The following is a 17,040-nucleotide window of genomic DNA, read 5'->3' as shown; positions in this document are numbered from 1 at the left end:
AGTCGTTCGACGGCATGCGCACCGATCCGGCCTGGCTGCCGCCCGCCGCCTTCCGAGCCGTCGGCCGCCGGCACGCGCTGGTGCGCGGGACGGGGCCGCTCGCGGACACCGTACGCGGCGAACTGGCCCGGGCCTGCGAGCGGTTCGGGGGCCGGGTGGTACAGGAGGGCACCGCCGCCGACCTGGTGCTGAAGCTGACCGGCGACACCGACGACGAGGGGTACGCCTGCGTCCGCGCGCACGGGACGACCACCGTCACGGCATCCGGCGGGCGCGGCCTGCTGTACGGCCTGTTCCACGTCGTACGCCTCGGCGAGGACGCCTTCCGCGGCGAGCGGGCCCGCGAGGAGCACCGCCCCGCGGTGGCGCTGCGGATGCTGGACCACTGGGACAACGTGGCCGTGCACCCGGTGATGGGCCAGGTCGAGCGCGGCTACGCGGGCGGCTCCCTGTTCTGGTCCGACGGCCGGGCACGCGGCGACCTGGACCGGGTCCGCGCGTACGGCAGGCTGCTCGCGGCCTGCGGGATCAACGCGGTCGCGGTGAACAACGTCAACGTGCACGAGACCGAGGCGCACCTGCTCACCGACCGGATCGGCGAGGTCGCCGCGCTCGCGGACGCGCTCAGGCCCTACGGCGTCCGGACGCACCTGTCGGTCACCTTCGCCGCGCCGGTCGTCCTCGGCGGGCTGCCCACGGCCGACCCGCTGGACGAGCGGGTGCGCGGCTGGTGGGCGGGGGCGACGGCGCGGGTGTACGAGGCCATTCCCGACTTCGGCGGGTACGTGGTGAAGGCGGACTCGGAGGGACAGCCCGGCCCGTTCGCGTACGGCCGCACGCACGCGGACGGCGCCAACCTGCTGGCCGCCGCGCTCGCGCCGCACGGCGGCACCGTGCACTGGCGGGCGTTCGTCTACGACCACCGCCAGGACTGGCGGGACCGGACGACGGACCGGGCCCGCGCCGCGTACGACCACTTCGTGCCGCTGGACGGCGACTTCGCGCCGAACGCGGTGCTCCAGGTCAAGCACGGGCCGATGGACTTCCAGGCGCGCGAACCGGTCTCACCCCTGATCGGCGCGATGCCGCGCACCCGGCTCGCGGTGGAGGTGCAGGCCACCCAGGAGTACACCGGACAGCAGCGGCACGTGTGCTGGCTGGGCCCGATGTGGAGCGAGGCGCTGCGGTTCCGGCCGGACGGCGAGGTGAGCGCGGGGCGGCTCGCGGACGGGCTCGTGGCCGTGTCGAACGTGGGCGACGACCCGTTCTGGACCGGCCATCCCCTCGCCCAGGCCAACCTCTACACCTTCGGCCGCCTGGCCTGGGACCCGGCCGCCGACCCGTACGCCCTCCTCGACGAGTGGATCGCGCTGACCCACCCGGGGGCTCCGGCCCGGCTGGCCGCCGGGCTGCACGCCGTGCTCGACGGCTCCTGGCGGACGTACGAGAAGTACACGGCGCCGCTGGGAGTGGGCTTCATGGTGCAGCCGGGCCACCACTACGGCCCGAACGTGGACGGCTACGAGTACAGCCCCTGGGGCACCTACCACTTCGCCGACCGCGACGGCGTCGGCGTGGACCGCAGCGCGGCGACCGGCACGGGGTACGCGGCGCAGTACGCCAAGCCGTGGGCCGAGCGGTACGAGTCGCCGGACACCTGCCCCGACGAGCTGCTGCTGTTCTTCCACCACGTGCCCTACCGTCATGTGCTGCACAGCGGGAAGACCGTGATCCAGCACGTCTACGACACCCACTTCGAGGGCGTCGAGGAGACCGAGGAGGCCCGTCGCGTGTGGGCGGGCCTCGCGGACCTGGTCGACCCGGTCCGGCACGCGCGTGTGGCGGAGCGGTACGAGGAGCAGCTGCGCTGCGCCCGCGAGTGGCGCGACCAGGTCAACAGCTACTTCCTGCGCAAGTCCGGGGTGCCGGACGAGCGGGGGCGGACCGTCTGCTGAAGGCGCAGCACCCTCACGCCGAACGGATCGAGGGTGAGCGGCTCGCCCTCGTCGAACCGCTTGCCCGTGAGCAGGTCGGTCGCGGTGGCGTGGGCGGTCAGGGCGGCCGGTTCGGGGGCGTGGTTGAGGAGGAAGAGCAGGCGGGCGCCGTCGGGGGCGACGCGGGTCGCGGTCTCGACGGCGGGGTGGCCGGCGTAGGGGCCGACGAGGCCGTGCCGGGCCAGGACGCGGCGCACCACGTGGTCGACGCCGGGCTGGTCGAGGGCGGTGGCGACGTACCAGGCCTCGCCCGCGCCGACGCGGTGGCGGGTGACGGCCGGGGTTCCGGCGTAGAAGTCGGCGCCGTAGGTGCCGACCGGCTCCGCGCCACGCGGCTGCACGATCTCGAAGACGAGGCGTGCGGTGGTGCGCAGCTCCCCCAGGTCGACCGGCTGGACCACGTCCTGCGGGCGGGCGTCCCATTCGTCGATCCGGACGCCCATGAGCGGGGCGAGCGGGCCGGGTACGTCGGTGAGGAAGGCCCGGTCGTGCTCGTCGCAGCGGGCGGTGAGGAAGGTGGCGAGGACGGTGCCGCCGCGCCGGGTCAGTGCCGTGAGGCGGTCGGCCAGGTCGTCCTTGACCAGGTGGAGCACCGGGGCCAGGACCACGTCGTACGGCGTCAGGTCGGTGGTGACCGGGACGACGTCCACGTCGGCGCCGGCCTCGCGGGCGGCCCGGTAGTAGGCGTGGACGGTGTCCGGGTAGCGGACCAGCCGGGAGGGGCCGTCGGAGATCTCCAGGGCCCACCAGCTGTCCCAGTCGAAGAGCAGCGCGGTGCGGGCGGGGGTGCGCGCGCCGAGGGTGGCGTCGCCGAGGTCCGCGAGCTCCCGGCCCAGCTCGGCGACCTCGCCGAAGACGCGGGTGTCGGCGCGGCCGGCGTGGCCGATGACCGCCCCGTGGTACTTCTCGCAGGCGCCGCGGGAGGCCCGTAGCTGGAAGTAGAGGGCGGCGTCGGCGCCGTGCGCGACGGCCTGCCAGGTGGCCAGGCGCAGTTCCCCCGGGCGCCGGAGGGGGTTCACGTCCCGGCAGGCGGTGGTGGACGGGGTCTGCTCCATCAGCCAGAACGGTGCGCCGTTCTTCAGGCCGCGCATCAGGTCGTGGCCGAGGGCCGGCCGGGTGGGCGGGGCGTCCAGGGGCGGGTAGCTGTCCCAGGAGGCGAAGTCGAGGTGGGGCGCCCAGCGGTGGTAGTCGAGCGGGCGGTACAGGCCCATGAGGTTGGTGGTGACGGGGGTGTCCGGGTCGTGGGTCCGGATGGCGTCCTTCTCCGCGGTGAAGCAGCCGAGCAGGGCGTCGGTGGTGAAGCGGTGGTAGTCGAGGGTGATGCCCTGGAACGCGGTGTGGTCGGGGCCCCGCCAGTGCTCGGTGAGGGCGCTGGGCGGCTCGATCTGGTCCCAGTCGGTGTAGCGGTGCGACCAGAAGGTGGTCCACCAGGCGTCGTTGAGGGCGTCGAGCGTGCCGTGCCGCGCGCGCAGCCAGACGCGGAAGGCGTCGGCGCACAGGTCGCAGTAGCAGGCGCCGCCGTACTCGTTGTTGATGTGCCAGGCGAGCAGGGCCGGGTGGTCGGCGTAGCGTTCGGCGAGCCGGGCGGCCAGCGCGCTGGCCGCGCTCCGGTACTCCGGTGAACTGGGGCAGAAGTTGTGGCGCTGCCCGTAGCGGTGCCGGCGGCCCTCGAAGTCGGTGCGGTTGACCTCGGGATGCCGCTTGGCGAGCCAGGGTGGCAGGGCTGCCGTGCCGGTGGCCAGGCAGACCCGGCGGCGCTCGTCGGCGGCGCGGGCGAGGACGCCGTCTAGGACCGAGAAGTCGTAGGTGTCCGGGCCCGGTTGGGTGAGGGACCAGGCGAAGACACCGACCGTGAGGGTGTCGACGCCGGCCCGGGTGAAGAGGCGGTGGTCGTCGTCCTGGACCTCTTCGGGCCACTGCTCGGGGTTGTAGTCGCCGCCGTACGGGATCTTCGGGGTGCGGGGCGCGGTCATGCGGTGAAGTTCTCCTGGGTCTCGGCGATCACCGGGCGGCTGCTGTGCAGCAGGGAGAGCAGCAGCGGGGCGGCCAGCAGGGCGGGCAGGGCCTCGGTCAGCAGGGTGGTCAGGGCGGTGGCCAGGATCAGCAGCGAGGCCGCGCCGAGGGTGGCGCGGCCGTGCCGGAGAAGGAAGTAGGCGGCGAGACGGGCGGTGTCGCGGGTGCGGAAGGTGAAGAGGGAGGTGAGGACGAGGGCGTGCGCGCCCCACAGGAGGGACCCGGCGCCGACGGCCGCGAGCAGCACCGCCCACCAGCCGGGCAGGCCGGTGACGGTGAAGTGGGTGAGGGTGAAGGCGATGACGGTGAGCCAGGCCAGCAGGGGCGCCCACAGCCGCAGCGCCGGCAGCGCGTTGAGCCGCCAGCCGCGCCGGTAGGCGCGGGCCGGGTGGAGTGCGGTGAGGTCGCCGCTGCGGTGGTGGAGGGCGTACACGGCGGCGGCGAGGGCCGGGCCGAGGGGCAGCAGGCACAGGGCGGCGAGCGGGAGGTTGGCGGGATCGGGGGCGAGCAGGAACAGGCCGGCCAGGCCCGGTGCCGCGGCCAGCAGCAGCAGGGCCTGGACGGTGAGCAGGGTGTGGATCAGGGCGGCGGTGCGGGAGAGGACGCCGGTGCCGAAGTCGGCCGGCCGCACGGTGCTCACGCCGGTTCCCGGCCGAGCAGGCGCCGCTCGTCCCACCAGGGCGGGGTCTCGTCCTCGACGGGGCTCAGTTCCACGAAGGTGACCTCGTGCCGGGCGAGGGTGAGGGGCAGGTCCACCCTGCCGTCCTCGACGGGCAGGCGGCGGTGGGTGCGGGCGGGCTCGGCGGCTTCGTGGAGGACGTCCAGTTGGTGGGGGCGCGGTGAGCGGGGGCTGCCCATGCGGCGCCAGGCGGCGTAGGCGTTGCCGTGCTCCTCGTCCACGGACAGGCGCCGGACGAACGCCCCGCCGCGTCCGCCGGCGGTTCCTCCGGCGGTTCCTCCGGCGGTTCCTCCGGTGGTTGCTCCGGTGGTTGCTCCGACGGGGAGGGAGAGGCGCAGCGTGTGCCGGTCCGGCCCGGGTGTCGCGCCGGAGGCGTCGACGGGGGCCCAGGCCAGGACGGTGACCCGGCCGTCCGGGTGCCGGGTGACGAGGTGGTCGTCGCCCCGGGTCAGCAGGTCGGGGCCCATCCGGGCGAGGAACGCGTACAGGTGGTACGTCGGTTTCCGCACCTGCCGGTGGGTGAGCAGCCCGAAGCCGCCGTGGAACAGCGCGGTGGGAACGCCGCTCTCCTCGAAGACGTCGCTGAACGTCCAGTACGAGAAGGAGTCGACGAGGTCGCCGCCGACCGCCAGGACCGGGGCGAGGTAGGCGGCGTGGAAGGCGGTGTCGTGGATGTGGTTGTCGGGCCGGTAGGAGGAGTTGAACTCGGTGATGTGCACCGGGGCGTCCGCCAGCCGGGTGCCCTTCAGCGTCCGGCGCGGCTCGGCGAACTGGTCGAGCAGCCGGTCGGCCGGGGCGAGCGTCTGGTGCGCGCCGAACGGCACGTGCTGGGCGGGCCCGGAGCTGTAGGCGTGGCGGGAGACGAAGTCGGCGGGCACGTCCCGGCGTTCGGTGAACTCGGCGAACCGTGCCAGCCGGCCCGGCCCGGCGCCGGGTGACAGCGCCGGGCCGCCCACCTGGAGGTCCGCGTCCACCTCCTTCACGGCGTGCGCGGTCGCCTCGTACAGCCGGTGGTACGTGCTTTCGTCGGCGTCCTGCCAGAAGTCGGGCAGGTCGGGCTCGTTCCAGACCTCCACGGGCCAGGTGCGGACCTCGTCGAGGCCGTACCGGTCGACGAGGTGGGCCAGGGTCGCCCGGACCAGCGCGGTCCACTCGGCGAGGTCGCGGGGCGGGGTGACGTTGCCCCGCCACCAGAACACCGTCCGGTCGCCGCTCGCCAGCTCGCCCGGCATGAAGCCGAGTTCGAGGAAGGGCCGGATTCCGGCGGCCAGGTAGGCGTCGACGACCTGGTCGACGTGGGTGAAGGAGTGGTGGACGTGGCGAACGCCCTGGTGGGTGTACGGGCGGTGGACGGCCATGCCGTCGCTGAACAGGCCGTGGCCGCGGATGTACCGGAAGCCGATGTCGCGCTGGAGCAGGGCGAGGGAGTCCTGGTAGTCGCGGCGCAGGGCGAGGTCGAGGCGGCCGGTGCCGACGCACCTCCGCCAGGCGTCGGGGAACCGGCCGGCCGGCTCGGCGGGGACGTGGATCATCCGTGCTCCTTGCTGAATCGCTCGTAGGCCTTGTTGTGCAGGTCGACGAGCTGGTCCATGTTCTTGGCCTTGAGTTCGCCCAGGTAGGCGTCCCATTCGGACAGGGGGCGTTTGCCGAGGACGAACTGGAGGGTGTTCTGCCGGACGTGGTCCTTGAGCGGGGTGTCCCAGAGGGTGGCCTGCTCCTGTTCCACGGACTGGAGGGGGTGGGCCGGGTCGACGGGGAGTTCCTTGCGCTGGGACATGGCGTCCTGGAACTTCGTCTCGTCCGGGCCGAAGGAGGAGGAGACCAGTTCCCGGCTTCCGCCGTAGGAGAAGACGCCGTTGTAGAAGCCGTAGTCCTTCTGCAGGTCCTTGGGCGCGTCCGGGTCGGAGCCCATGAGGCTGATGCCCTCGGCGACCTGGTACCGGCCGCCGGAGGCGGTGTGGGTGACGCCCTCGACGCCCCACTTGGTGAACTTCTGGCCCTCGTCGGAGTACCAGAGCCAGTCCACGAACTGCAGGAGCGCGACGAAGTCGTCCCGCTTCAGGGCGTCGCCGGAGATCATCATGCCGTTCTCCAGGCGGGACCCGCCGAGCACCACCGGGCCGGCCGGTCCGAGCGGCGCCGGGATCATCTCGATGGTCGCGCCCTCGACCTGCCGCTGGAGGTTGTAGCGGTAGTTCTGCACCAGTTCCTGCGGGTTGGCGCTGATCGCGAAGGACTTCTCGGAGAGGAGCTTCTTGACGGCGTCGTCGTCGCTCTGGGTGAAGCCCTCCGGGTCCACGAGCTTCTCGTCGACCAGTTTCCGCAGGTACTCGATCATCTGGCGGTACGCGTCCGTCGCGCCGGTGAAGACGAACTTCTCGCTCTGCGCGTCCCAGCTGGTGTTCAGGTACGACCAGCCGGCCCGGACCCCGTGGGCCTGGCCGATGTAGCCGAGCAGGGCGCCGGCCGGTTCGGGCTGGTTCCAGCGGTCGGAGAAGGGGTAGCGGTCGGGGTACTCAGATCTGAGCGCCCGGAAGACGCCGGCCACCTCGTCCAGGGTGGACGGCAGGCGCAGGCCCAGTTCGCCGAGGACGTCCGTGCGCAGCGCGAGGGAGTAGCCGGACTTGACCCTCTCGTGCAGGCCGGGCAGCAGGTAGTACCGGCCGTCGGACTGACGCAGGGAGTCCACCTCGGGCTCGAGCTTCCATCGGCGGACCTTGTCGCGGAAGTTGGGCATCAGCTCCACGTACTCGCTGACCGCGAGGACGGACCCCGACGCCACGAACGGCGTCTCCTGACCGGGGTAGGTCTTGGGGAGGAGCAGGGGCGCGTCGCCCGCGCCGATGAGCAGGCTGCGCTTCTTCTCGTAGTCGCTGTAGGGGACGTCGGTGGTCTTGAAGGTGACGCCGGTGCGGCGGGTGAGCTCCTTCCAGAACAGCCAGTCCTTCTTCGGCGGGTAGTTGGGGTTGCTGAGGTTCAGCAGCGAGAAGGAGAGCGGCTTGGTGGCCTTGAACTGCTGGCCGGCCCGGTACTCCTTCATCGCGCCGTCCTGCTTCTTCGTCAGGTCCTTGGAGTCGCCGCCGTCGTCGCCACTGCCGCAGCCGGCGATCGCGGCCAGGCCGGCGAAGCCGGCGGCGGCGAGGATCTGGCGCCGCGACAGCTGTCCGTTCTTCTTCACGGATACTCCCTTGTCGGTGGGGCGGTGGGGCGGTGCGGCGGTGTGCGGGGTCAGCCCTTGACCGCGCCGAGCATCACGCCCGACACGAAGTAGCGCTGGACGAACGGGTACACGCAGAGGATGGGCAGCGCGGTGAGCACGATGGTGACGGCCTGGATGTTGGCCGCGACCTGGGTGAGCTGCTCGGTGCCCGCGCCTGCGCCGGTGCCCCCGGTGGCGCCCGCGATGAGGTTGCGCAGGTAGACGGTGACCGGCATGAGCTCGGCGCGGTCCATGTAGAGGAAGGCGCCGAACCAGGAGTTCCAGAAGGACACCGAGTAGAACAGCACCATGGTCGCGACGACCGCCTTCGACAGCGGCAGCACGATCCTGAGGAGGATGCCGTAGGTGTTCAGGCCGTCGATCTGCGCGGCCTCCTCCAGTTCGTCCGGCAGGCTCTCGAAGAAGGCCTTCATCACCAGCAGGTTGAAGACGCTGATCGCGTTCGGCAGGGCCAGCGCCCACACCGTGTTCTTCAGGTCGAGGCTGGTGATCAGCACATAGGTGGGGATCAGGCCGCCGGAGAAGAACATGGTGAACACGGCGATGCCGACGAGGACGCCGCGCCCCTTGAGGTTCCTCTTGGACAGGACGTAGGCGTAACAGGTGGTCAGGACCATCGCGACGGCGGTGGAGACGACCGTGTAGAACACGGTGTTGCCGTAGTTGCGCCAGAAGGTGCCGTCCTGGAACACGATCTCGTAGGTGGTGAGGTTGAAGCCCTTGGGCCACAGCGTCACCTCGCCGGCGCGGATCTGGCGTTCACCGCTGAAGGAGCGGGCCACGATGTTGACGAAGGGATAGAGCGTCACCACGACGACGCCGGTGAGGATCAGGCCGTTGACGCCCTGGAAGACGCGGTAGCCGCGGGTGGGCCGGTCCACGTTCACCACAGGCTCGTCCCCACCGTGCGACGCGAGAGCAGGTTGGCCGAGGTGATCAGCGCCAGGCCGATGACCGCCTCGAACAGGCCGATGGCGGCGGCGTAACTGAAGCTGTTGGACTCGACACCGGTGCGGTAGAGGTACGTGGAGATCACGTCGCCGGTCTGGTAGGTCAGCGGGTTGTAGAGCAGCAGGATCTTCTCGAAGCCGACCGCCAGGAAGGTGCCGATGTTGAGGATCAGCAGCGTGATCATGGTGGGGCGGATGCCGGGCAGGGTGACGTGCCAGATCTGCCGCCAGCGGTTCGCGCCGTCGATGCGGGCCGCCTCGTAGAGGTCGTCGTCGATCGTGGTGAGCGCGGTCAGGTAGAGGATGGTGCCCCAGCCGGCGGTCTGCCAGATCTCCGAGCCGACGTAGATGGTGCGGAACCACCCGGGTTCCTGGATGAACCGGACCGGGTCCTGGCCGAACCGGCCCAGGACATGGTTGACCGGGCCGTCCGTGGCGAGCATCTGCAGGGTGATGCCGGCGACGATCACGATCGACAGGAAGTGCGGCAGGTACGACACCGACTGCACGAACCGTTTCAGCGCCCGTGTGCGCACCTCGTTGAGGAGCAGCGCGAGCACGATGGGGACGGGGAAGCAGAAGACGAGGGTGAGACCGCCGATCCAGAGGGTGTTGCGGAAGACCTGCCAGAAGGTGGGGTCGGTGAGGAACATCTCCACGTAGCGGAGGCCCACCCACTGCTCCCCCAGGATCGAACCACCCGGCTCGAAGCGGCGGAAGGCGATGACGTTCCCGATCATCGGCAGGTAGCGGAAGACCAGGAAGAACAGCAGCGGCAGCACGGCCAGCGAGTACAGCTGCCAGTCGCGGCGCAGCGCCCGCCGCCAACCGGTGGGCGCGGGCCGCCGACCGGGCGGGGACGCCGCCCGCACCGAGGTCGGGTCCTGGGTGCCGGGTGGTGGGGCCGGCGTGGTGGAGGTGCTCATGCTCGGGACTCCCGGGGCGGGGGACGCGGAACCGAAACTTTCGAGCTCTTGCCGGTAACTTCGCGGCAACTTAGGGGCAGCGGGAAAGCGCTGTCAATGGCCGGTGCACACGGGAATGCCGAAGCGTGCAGACCGTCAGGAATGAGATCCCCGCACCTGGGGAAGACAGCGAAGAGCTGTTACGGTCGGTCGCACCTTTCTGGGAAGTGACCGCAACAATCGGTCGCCCGGTTCCCCCGAGCCTGCTGCGAGGTGCCGCCGTGCCCGCGTTCGATCTGCCGCAGACGGAGTTGGAGCACCACCGTCCGGCCCCCGACGAACCCGACGACTTCGACGACTTCTGGCACCGCACCCTCACAAAGGCGGCGACCGGCGGCGACCCACTGGTGTCGGCGCGCCCGGTGGAGACCGGACTGCGGCTGACCCGGACCTGGGACGTGACCTTCAGGGGCTTCGGCGGCGACCCGGTGCGCGCCTGGTTCAGCAGGCCCGCCGGGGCGGCCCGGCCACTGCCGGCGGTCGTCGAGTACGCGGGGTACGGGCGCGGGCGCGGCCTCCCCCACGAACGGCTGACCTGGGTGGCCGCCGGGTACGCCCATCTGCTGATGGACAACCGGGGCCAGGGCGACCAGTACGGCTGCGGCGGCGACACCCCGGACCCGCACGCCGGCGCGCCGGGTGGTCCGGGCCCGGCGGTACGGGGCCTGCTCGACCCGCACGACCACCACTACCGCCGTCTGATCACGGACGCGGTGCGCGCCGTCGCCGCGGTGCGCGCGCTGCCCGGCGTGGACGCCGCCCGCACGGCCGCCGTCGGCAACAGCCAGGGCGGCGGGCTGGCCCTGGCGGTCGCGGGCCTGGTCCCGGATCTGGCGGCGGTCCTGGTCTCCGCCCCGCTGCTGTGCGGCATCCGGCGCGCGCTGGACCTCACCGACGCGGGGCCCTACGGCGAGATCGCCGCGTACCTGTCGGTGCGCCGCGGCTCCGAGAACGCCGCCCACCGCACGCTCTCCTACCTGGAGGGCGTCTCCTTCGCCCGCCGCGCACACGCCCCGGGCCACTTCGGCGTGGGCCTGCGCGACACGGTGTGCCCGCCGAGCGGGGCGTACGCCGCCTTCAACCGGTACGCGGAGCTGTCGGGCGCGGGGCCGCGCAAGGAGATCCACGCCTATCCGTTCAACGGGCACGAGGGGGGCGACGCGGTGCATGTGCGACGCCAACTGGCCTGGTTGGCGGACGTGTGGGAGCTCGACTGAGCCGACCGCCGTACCGGTACGGCGAGTTCCGCCGTACCGACGACACCCGTGCCCCGAAAACGGTTGTACGACTCACGTTGCACTTGCGTACCGCTTTCGTACCGCTTCATCTACCGAACGGAAATCCGATTGACGTGTAAAGGACATGTGTAAGGATCGCGGAGTATCCCGGATCTTGCTGTGCCGCACCCCGGCACACGATCCGTTTCACCGTGATCATCTGGAGGACCCAACGTGGCCAAAAGCTCCGGCCTGAACACGCGTCGCGCCCTGGCGCGTGCCACGGCTGCGGCGCTCACCGCCGCTCTGGTGGCGACCGGCACGAGTGCCGCCGTCGCCGCCGACGACCCCGGACGCCTCGCGTCCCAGGTCCCGCTCGACGCGCCGGCGTCGGGCGCGAAGTCGAAGTTCAGCGCGTCCGCCCTGCCCGGCGACGCACCGATCAACCCGTTGTACGGCGTGGACAACAACGGGGACATGTGGGGCTACGACCTCGACTTCGAGGGTGGCCTGGAACCCCGCGTGGACGTCGGCTCCGACTGGCAGTTCACCCGCTTCATCTCGCAGGCCGACCGGGACGCCGACGGCTTCTCGGACGGCATCTGGGAGGTCACCGGCGACGAGCTGTACTCCGCCTCGTGGGGCGAGTACGGCACGCTCATCGGCAAGGGCTGGAAGATCTACAACAACGTGCTCTCGGCCGGCAACCTCGGCGGTGCCGCCCCCGACGACATGATCGCCCGGGACGGTTCCGGTGTGCTGTGGCTGTACCTCGGGTACAACGACGGCAAGGTGGACCCGCGCGTGAAGGTCGGCGCCGGGTGGAACGCCTACACCCACCTCGCCGGCAAGGGTGACCTGACCGGTGACGGCAAGCACGACATCGTCGCCAAGGACAGCGCCGGCGTGCTCTGGCTCTACCAGGGCACGGGCAACTACAAGGCGCCGTTCGCGCCGCGCACCAAGATCGGTGCCGGGTGGAACATCTACAACAACCTGGTCTCCGTCGGCGATGTCGACATCGACGGCACCACCGACCTGATCGCCCGCGACAAGGCGGGCGCCCTGTGGCTCTACAAGGGCACCGGCAACGCCGCCGCCCCGTTCAGCCCCCCGGTGAAGATCGGCACCACCGGCTGGAACACGTACCGCCTCCTCTTCTGAGGCACGCGGCGCCTTTCCTGAAGGCATGAGCCTTTCCTGAAGGCATGAAGAGGGCCGCACCCCCGTCGCCGGGGGTGCGGCCCTCAACCGTTGTGCGCCGCCGCCTACTTGCGGATCAGGCTGCGCAGCACGTACTGCAGGATGCCGCCGTTGCGGTAGTAGTCGGCCTCACCGGGGGTGTCGATGCGGACGACCGCGTCGAACTCGACACCGGTGTCGGTGGTGACCTTCACCGTGCGCGGGGTGGTGCCGTCGTTCAGCTCGGTGACGCCGGAGACGGAGAAGGTCTCCTCGCCGGTCAGGCCGAGGGAGGCCGCGGACTGGCCCTCCGGGAACTGCAGCGGCAGGACGCCCATGCCGATGAGGTTCGAGCGGTGGATGCGCTCGTACGACTCGGCGATGACGGCCTTGACGCCGAGGAGCGCGGTGCCCTTGGCGGCCCAGTCGCGGGACGAGCCGGAGCCGTACTCCTTGCCGGCCAGGACGACGAGCGGGATGCCCTGCTCGATGTAGTTGCGCGAGGCGTCGTAGATGAAGGAGACGGGGGCGTCTTCCTTCGTGAAGTCGCGGGTGTAGCCGCCCTCGGTGCCCGGCGCGATCTGGTTGCGCAGGCGGATGTTGGCGAACGTACCGCGGATCATGATCTCGTGGTTGCCTCGGCGCGAGCCGTAGCTGTTGAAGTCGCGGCGCTCGACGCCGTGCTCCGTCAGGTACTTGCCGGCCGGGGTGTCGGCCTTGATGGCACCGGCCGGGGAGATGTGGTCGGTGGTGACCGAGTCGCCCAGCTTGGCCAGCACCCGGGCGCCGGAGATGTCCTCGACCGGGGCCGGCTCCATGCCCATGCCCTCGAAGTACGGGGGCTTGCGCACGTAGGTGGACTCGGCGTCCCACTCGAAGGTGTCGCCGGTCGGGATCGGCAGCGCCTGCCACTGGGCGTCGCCCGCGAAGACGTCGCTGTAGGACTTGGTGAACATGTCCTCGCCGATGGCGCTGGCGACGACCTCGTTGACCTCGGCCTCGGTGGGCCAGATGTCCTTCAGGTAGACCGGGTTGCCGTCCTGGTCGGCGCCCAGGGCGTCCTTGGTGATGTCCACCTTCATGGAGCCCGCGAGCGCGTAGGCGACCACCAGCGGCGGGGACGCCAGGTAGTTCATCTTGACGTCGGGGTTGATGCGGCCCTCGAAGTTCCGGTTTCCGGAGAGGACCGAGGTGACGGCGAGGTCGTGGTCGTTGACGGCCTTGGAGACCTCGTCCGGCAGCGGGCCGGAGTTGCCGATGCAGGTGGTGCAGCCGTAGCCGACCAGGTTGAAGCCGACCTTGTCGAGGTACGGGGTCAGGCCCGCCTTCTCGAAGTAGTCGGTGACGACCTTGGAGCCCGGGGCGAGGGTGGTCTTGACCCACGGCTTGCGGGTCAGGCCCTTCTCCACCGCCTTCTTGGCCACCAGGGCGGCGGCGACCATGACGTACGGGTTGGAGGTGTTGGTGCAGGAGGTGATGGCCGCGACCGTCACCGCACCGTGGTCCAGCTCGTAGGTCGTGCCGTCGGGGGCGGTGACCGGGACCGGGTTGGACGGCACGCCGTTGGTGACGGCGGGGGCGTCGGAGGCCGGGAAGGACTCCTGGCCCGCCTCGTCCACGCTGTCCACGTAGTTGCGGACGTCCTGCTTGAACTGCTCGGCGGCGTTCGCGAGGACGATGCGGTCCTGCGGGCGCTTCGGGCCGGCGATGGAGGGCACGACCGTGGACAGGTCGAGCTCCAGCTTCTCGGAGAAGTCCGGCTCGGCCTTCGGGTCCAGCCAGAGGCCCTGCTCCTTGGCGTACGCCTCGACGAGCGCGACCTGCTGGTCGCTGCGGCCGGTCAGGCGCATGTAGTTCAGCGTCTCGTCGTCGATCGGGAAGATCGCGGCGGTGGAGCCGAACTCCGGCGACATGTTGCCGATGGTGGCGCGGTTGGCCAGCGACGTGGCGGCGACGCCCTCGCCGTAGAACTCGACGAACTTGCCGACGACGCCGTGCTTGCGCAGCATCTCGGTGATGGTGAGCACGAGGTCCGTGGCGGTGGTGCCGGGCTGCAGCTCACCGGTGAGCTTGAAGCCGACGACGCGCGGGATCAGCATGGAGACCGGCTGGCCGAGCATCGCGGCCTCGGCCTCGATGCCGCCGACGCCCCAGCCGAGGACGCCGAGGCCGTTGACCATGGTGGTGTGCGAGTCGGTGCCGACCAGGGTGTCCGGGTAGGCCTTGCCGTCACGGATCATCACCACACGGGCCAGGTGCTCGATGTTCACCTGGTGGACGATGCCGGTGCCGGGCGGGACGACCTTGAACTCGTCGAAGGCAGTCTGGCCCCAGCGCAGGAACTGGTAGCGCTCCTTGTTGCGGCCGTACTCCAGGTCGACGTTCTGCTTGAAGGCGTCGTTGGTGCCGAACTTGTCGGCGATGACGGAGTGGTCGATGACCAGCTCGGCCGGGGCCAGCGGGTTGATCTTCGCCGCGTCACCGCCGAGCTCCTTGACGGCCTCGCGCATGGTGGCGAGGTCGACGACGCAGGGCACGCCGGTGAAGTCCTGCATGATCACGCGGGCGGGCGTGAACTGGATCTCCTGCGACGGCTGGGCCTGCGAGTCCCAGCCCCCGAGGGCGCGGATGTGGTCGGCGGTGATGTTCGCGCCGTCCTCGGTGCGGAGCAGGTTCTCCAGCAGCACCTTCAGGCTGTAGGGAAGGCGCGCGGAGCCCTCGACCTTGTCCAGCCGGAAGATCTCGTACGACTCGTCGCCCACCTGCAGTGTGCTGCGGGCGTCGAAGCTGTTCGCCGACACGACAGTCTCCTTCATTTATGTGCGCGTACCACCGCATCCTGCCGCCACGCCGCCCTGGCCGATCCGCTAAGGTAAGGCTAAGTTAGGTGACCCTTACCACCAGACCCGACAACAGCGTGCGACCGCGGTGCGCCTCGGCAGATATCTCGATGTCGAGATAACTCTAGTACATGGGGGCGGCCTGGTCATGCCCGGGCGCGGTGTGGCGTGCACCCCATCCCGGGTGACCCGCCCGGCCCTCACTACGCCGGGCGAGGGAAGGGTCTTACTGGAACGTCGTGCGACATCGATGGATTTACCGGACCCCACCGGACCCCGCCAACCCCTGCCCGCCCCCGCCAGAACCCTTCGGATGGCCCCGCACCCACCGACCAGGCATCATTGAGGCGCCGCTGACACCCCATCACCCGAATGGACCCCCCGAGAGGCCCCATCTCATATCTGAGATAGCCTCAACCTCATGGCAGACGACTACCTCGTACGCATCGGCAAGCTCATCCGTGACGCCCGGCAGCACCGCGGCTGGACACAGTCACAGCTCGCGGAGGCACTCAACACCAGCCAGAGCGCCGTCAACCGCATCGAGCGCGGCAACCAGAACATCAGCCTTGAGATGATCGCCCGGATCGGCGAAGCGCTGGACAGCGAAATCGTCTCCCTGGGCTACGCGGGTCCGATGCACCTGCGCGTGGTCGGCGGTCGGCGCCTGTCCGGCGCCATCGACGTCAAGACGAGCAAGAACGCCTGCGTGGCCCTGCTGTGCGCCTCCCTGCTCAACAAGGGCCGCACGGTGCTGCGCCGGGTCGCCCGCATCGAGGAGGTCTACCGCCTCCTGGAAGTGCTCAACTCCATCGGCGTACGCACCCGCTGGATCAACGACGGCATCGATCTGGAGATCGTGCCGCCGGCCGAGCTGGACATGGAGGCCATCGACGCCGAGGCCGCCGTGCGCACGCGCTCGATCATCATGTTCCTCGGCCCGCTGCTGCACCGCATGGACCGCTTCCGGCTGCCCTACGCCGGCGGCTGCGACCTCGGCACCCGCACCATCGAGCCGCACATGATCGCGCTGCGCCGGTTCGGCCTGGACGTCGCCGCGACCGAGGGCCACTACCACGCGGTGGTCGACCGGCAGATGCGCCCGGACCGCCCGATCGTGCTGACCGAGCGGGGCGACACGGTCACCGAGAACGCCCTCCTCGCCGCCGCCCGCCACGACGGCGTCACCGTCATCCGCAACGCCTCCTCCAACTACATGGTCCAGGACCTGTGCTTCTTCCTGGAGGCCCTGGGCGTCCGGGTCGAGGGCATCGGCACCACCACGCTCACCGTGCACGGCATGCCGGTCATCGACGCCGACGTGGACTACTCCCCCTCCGAGGACCCGGTCGAGGCGATGAGCCTGCTGGCCGCCGCCGTCGTGACGGAGTCGGAGCTCACGGTGCGGCGCGTGCCCATCGAGTTCCTGGAGATCGAGCTGGCGGTCCTGGAGGAGATGGGCCTCGACCACGACCGCACGCCGGAGTACTTCGCGGACAACGGCCGTACGCGCCTGGTGGACCTCACCGTCCGCCCCTCCAAGCTGGAGGCGCCGATCGACAAGATCCACCCGATGCCGTTCCCGGGCCTGAACATCGACAACGTCCCGTTCTTCGCGGCCATCGCCGCCTCCGCGCAGGGCAAGACGCTGATCCACGACTGGGTCTACGACAACCGCGCCATCTACCTGACCGACCTCAACCGCCTCGGCGGACGCCTCCAGTTGCTGGACCCGCACCGCGTCCTGGTCGAGGGCCCCACCCGCTGGCGCGCCGCCGAGATGATGTGCCCGCCGGCCCTGCGCCCCGCGGTGGTCGTCCTGCTGGCGATGATGGCGGCGGAGGGCACGTCGGTGCTGCGCAACGTGTACGTCATCAACCGGGGCTACGAGGACCTCGCCGAGCGGCTGAACTCGATCGGGGCGCAGATCGAGATCTTCCGGGACATTTGAAAGCTCTAAGAAAAACAACGTGAATCCCC

Annotated in this window: 11 protein-coding genes; 4 read left to right on the top strand and 7 right to left on the bottom strand. The window is 70.6% G+C overall.

Translation table 11 applies throughout. From position 1 onward, the window contains the following. Positions 1–14: 14 nt before the first annotated feature. Positions 15–1,955 carry an alpha-glucuronidase gene (locus RM812_RS14910; protein ID WP_311573104.1) on the top strand — a complete coding sequence of 647 codons (1,941 nt, stop codon included), beginning with the start codon at positions 15–17 and terminating at the stop codon, positions 1,953–1,955. Here RM812_RS14910 and RM812_RS14905 read toward each other — a convergent pair. Genes RM812_RS14905 through RM812_RS14880 form a run of 6 tightly spaced genes read right to left on the bottom strand, consistent with a single transcriptional unit; the run spans position 1,901 to position 9,782 of the window. Next, a complete protein-coding gene (locus RM812_RS14905; protein WP_311573009.1) occupies positions 1,901–3,967 on the bottom strand; it encodes a beta-galactosidase in 2,067 nt (688 codons plus the stop codon). The two genes, RM812_RS14910 and RM812_RS14905, sit on opposite strands and share 55 nt — an antisense overlap. Next, on the bottom strand, positions 3,964–4,647 hold the full coding sequence (locus tag RM812_RS14900; protein ID WP_311573008.1) for a hypothetical protein: 684 nt from the start codon (positions 4,645–4,647) through the stop codon (positions 3,964–3,966). Before RM812_RS14900 ends, RM812_RS14905 begins: the two co-directional genes overlap by 4 nt. Then, positions 4,644–6,218 carry a GH39 family glycosyl hydrolase gene (locus RM812_RS14895; protein ID WP_311573007.1) on the bottom strand — a complete coding sequence of 525 codons (1,575 nt, stop codon included), beginning with the start codon at positions 6,216–6,218 and terminating at the stop codon, positions 4,644–4,646. Before RM812_RS14895 ends, RM812_RS14900 begins: the two co-directional genes overlap by 4 nt. Beyond that, the gene (locus RM812_RS14890) at positions 6,215–7,864 is read right to left on the bottom strand and encodes an ABC transporter substrate-binding protein (RefSeq protein WP_311573006.1); all 1,650 of its coding nucleotides are present in this window, start codon (positions 7,862–7,864) and stop codon (positions 6,215–6,217) included. Before RM812_RS14890 ends, RM812_RS14895 begins: the two co-directional genes overlap by 4 nt. A gap of 50 nt (positions 7,865–7,914) precedes the next feature. After that, complete coding sequence (locus RM812_RS14885) at positions 7,915–8,796, bottom strand: carbohydrate ABC transporter permease (protein WP_394816455.1); 882 nt, start codon at positions 8,794–8,796, stop codon at positions 7,915–7,917. Next, positions 8,790–9,782 (bottom strand): ABC transporter permease, encoded by a 993-nt coding sequence (locus RM812_RS14880; protein ID WP_311573005.1) that lies wholly within the window; start codon positions 9,780–9,782, stop codon positions 8,790–8,792. The genes RM812_RS14885 and RM812_RS14880 overlap by 7 nt, the downstream gene beginning before the upstream one ends. Positions 9,783–10,042: 260 nt before the next feature. Between RM812_RS14880 and RM812_RS14875 the strand changes: the two genes are divergently transcribed. After that, positions 10,043–11,038 (top strand): acetylxylan esterase, encoded by a 996-nt coding sequence (locus tag RM812_RS14875; protein WP_311573004.1) that lies wholly within the window; start codon positions 10,043–10,045, stop codon positions 11,036–11,038. A 234-nt stretch (positions 11,039–11,272) separates the two neighbouring features. Beyond that, a complete protein-coding gene (locus tag RM812_RS14870) occupies positions 11,273–12,202 on the top strand; it encodes an FG-GAP repeat domain-containing protein (RefSeq protein ID WP_311573003.1) in 930 nt (309 codons plus the stop codon). Between the two features lie 104 nt (positions 12,203–12,306). Here the strand turns inward: RM812_RS14870 and acnA are convergent, their stop codons facing one another. After that, positions 12,307–15,021, bottom strand: coding sequence for an aconitate hydratase AcnA (gene acnA / locus RM812_RS14865; RefSeq protein ID WP_311573002.1), 2,715 nt, complete (start codon positions 15,019–15,021; stop codon positions 12,307–12,309). Positions 15,022–15,481: 460 nt separating this feature from the next. Here acnA and RM812_RS14860 point away from each other — a divergent pair, with 460 nt between their 5' ends. After that, on the top strand, positions 15,482–17,011 hold the full coding sequence (locus RM812_RS14860; RefSeq protein WP_311573001.1) for a helix-turn-helix domain-containing protein: 1,530 nt from the start codon (positions 15,482–15,484) through the stop codon (positions 17,009–17,011). Positions 17,012–17,040 lie beyond the last annotated feature (29 nt).

Source organism: Streptomyces lancefieldiae, assembly GCF_031845825.1.
GTDB classification, from domain to species: Bacteria; Actinomycetota; Actinomycetes; order Streptomycetales; family Streptomycetaceae; genus Streptomyces; species Streptomyces lancefieldiae.
The sequence above is the reverse complement of the archived record's forward strand: the minus strand, read 5'-3'. Positions and strand labels throughout refer to the sequence as shown.

What these genes read in the sequence shown, in the direction of transcription:
- RM812_RS14910 (WP_311573104.1), top strand. Translation starts at nt 15, where the DNA reads ATGCGCACCGATCCGGCCTGGCTGCCGCCCGCCGCCTTCCGAGCCGTC.
- RM812_RS14905 (WP_311573009.1), bottom strand. Translation starts at nt 3,967, where the DNA reads ATGACCGCGCCCCGCACCCCGAAGATCCCGTACGGCGGCGACTACAAC.
- RM812_RS14895 (WP_311573007.1), bottom strand. Translation starts at nt 6,218, where the DNA reads ATGATCCACGTCCCCGCCGAGCCGGCCGGCCGGTTCCCCGACGCCTGG.
- RM812_RS14880 (WP_311573005.1), bottom strand. Translation starts at nt 9,782, where the DNA reads ATGAGCACCTCCACCACGCCGGCCCCACCACCCGGCACCCAGGACCCG.
- RM812_RS14860 (WP_311573001.1), top strand. Translation starts at nt 15,482, where the DNA reads ATGGCAGACGACTACCTCGTACGCATCGGCAAGCTCATCCGTGACGCC.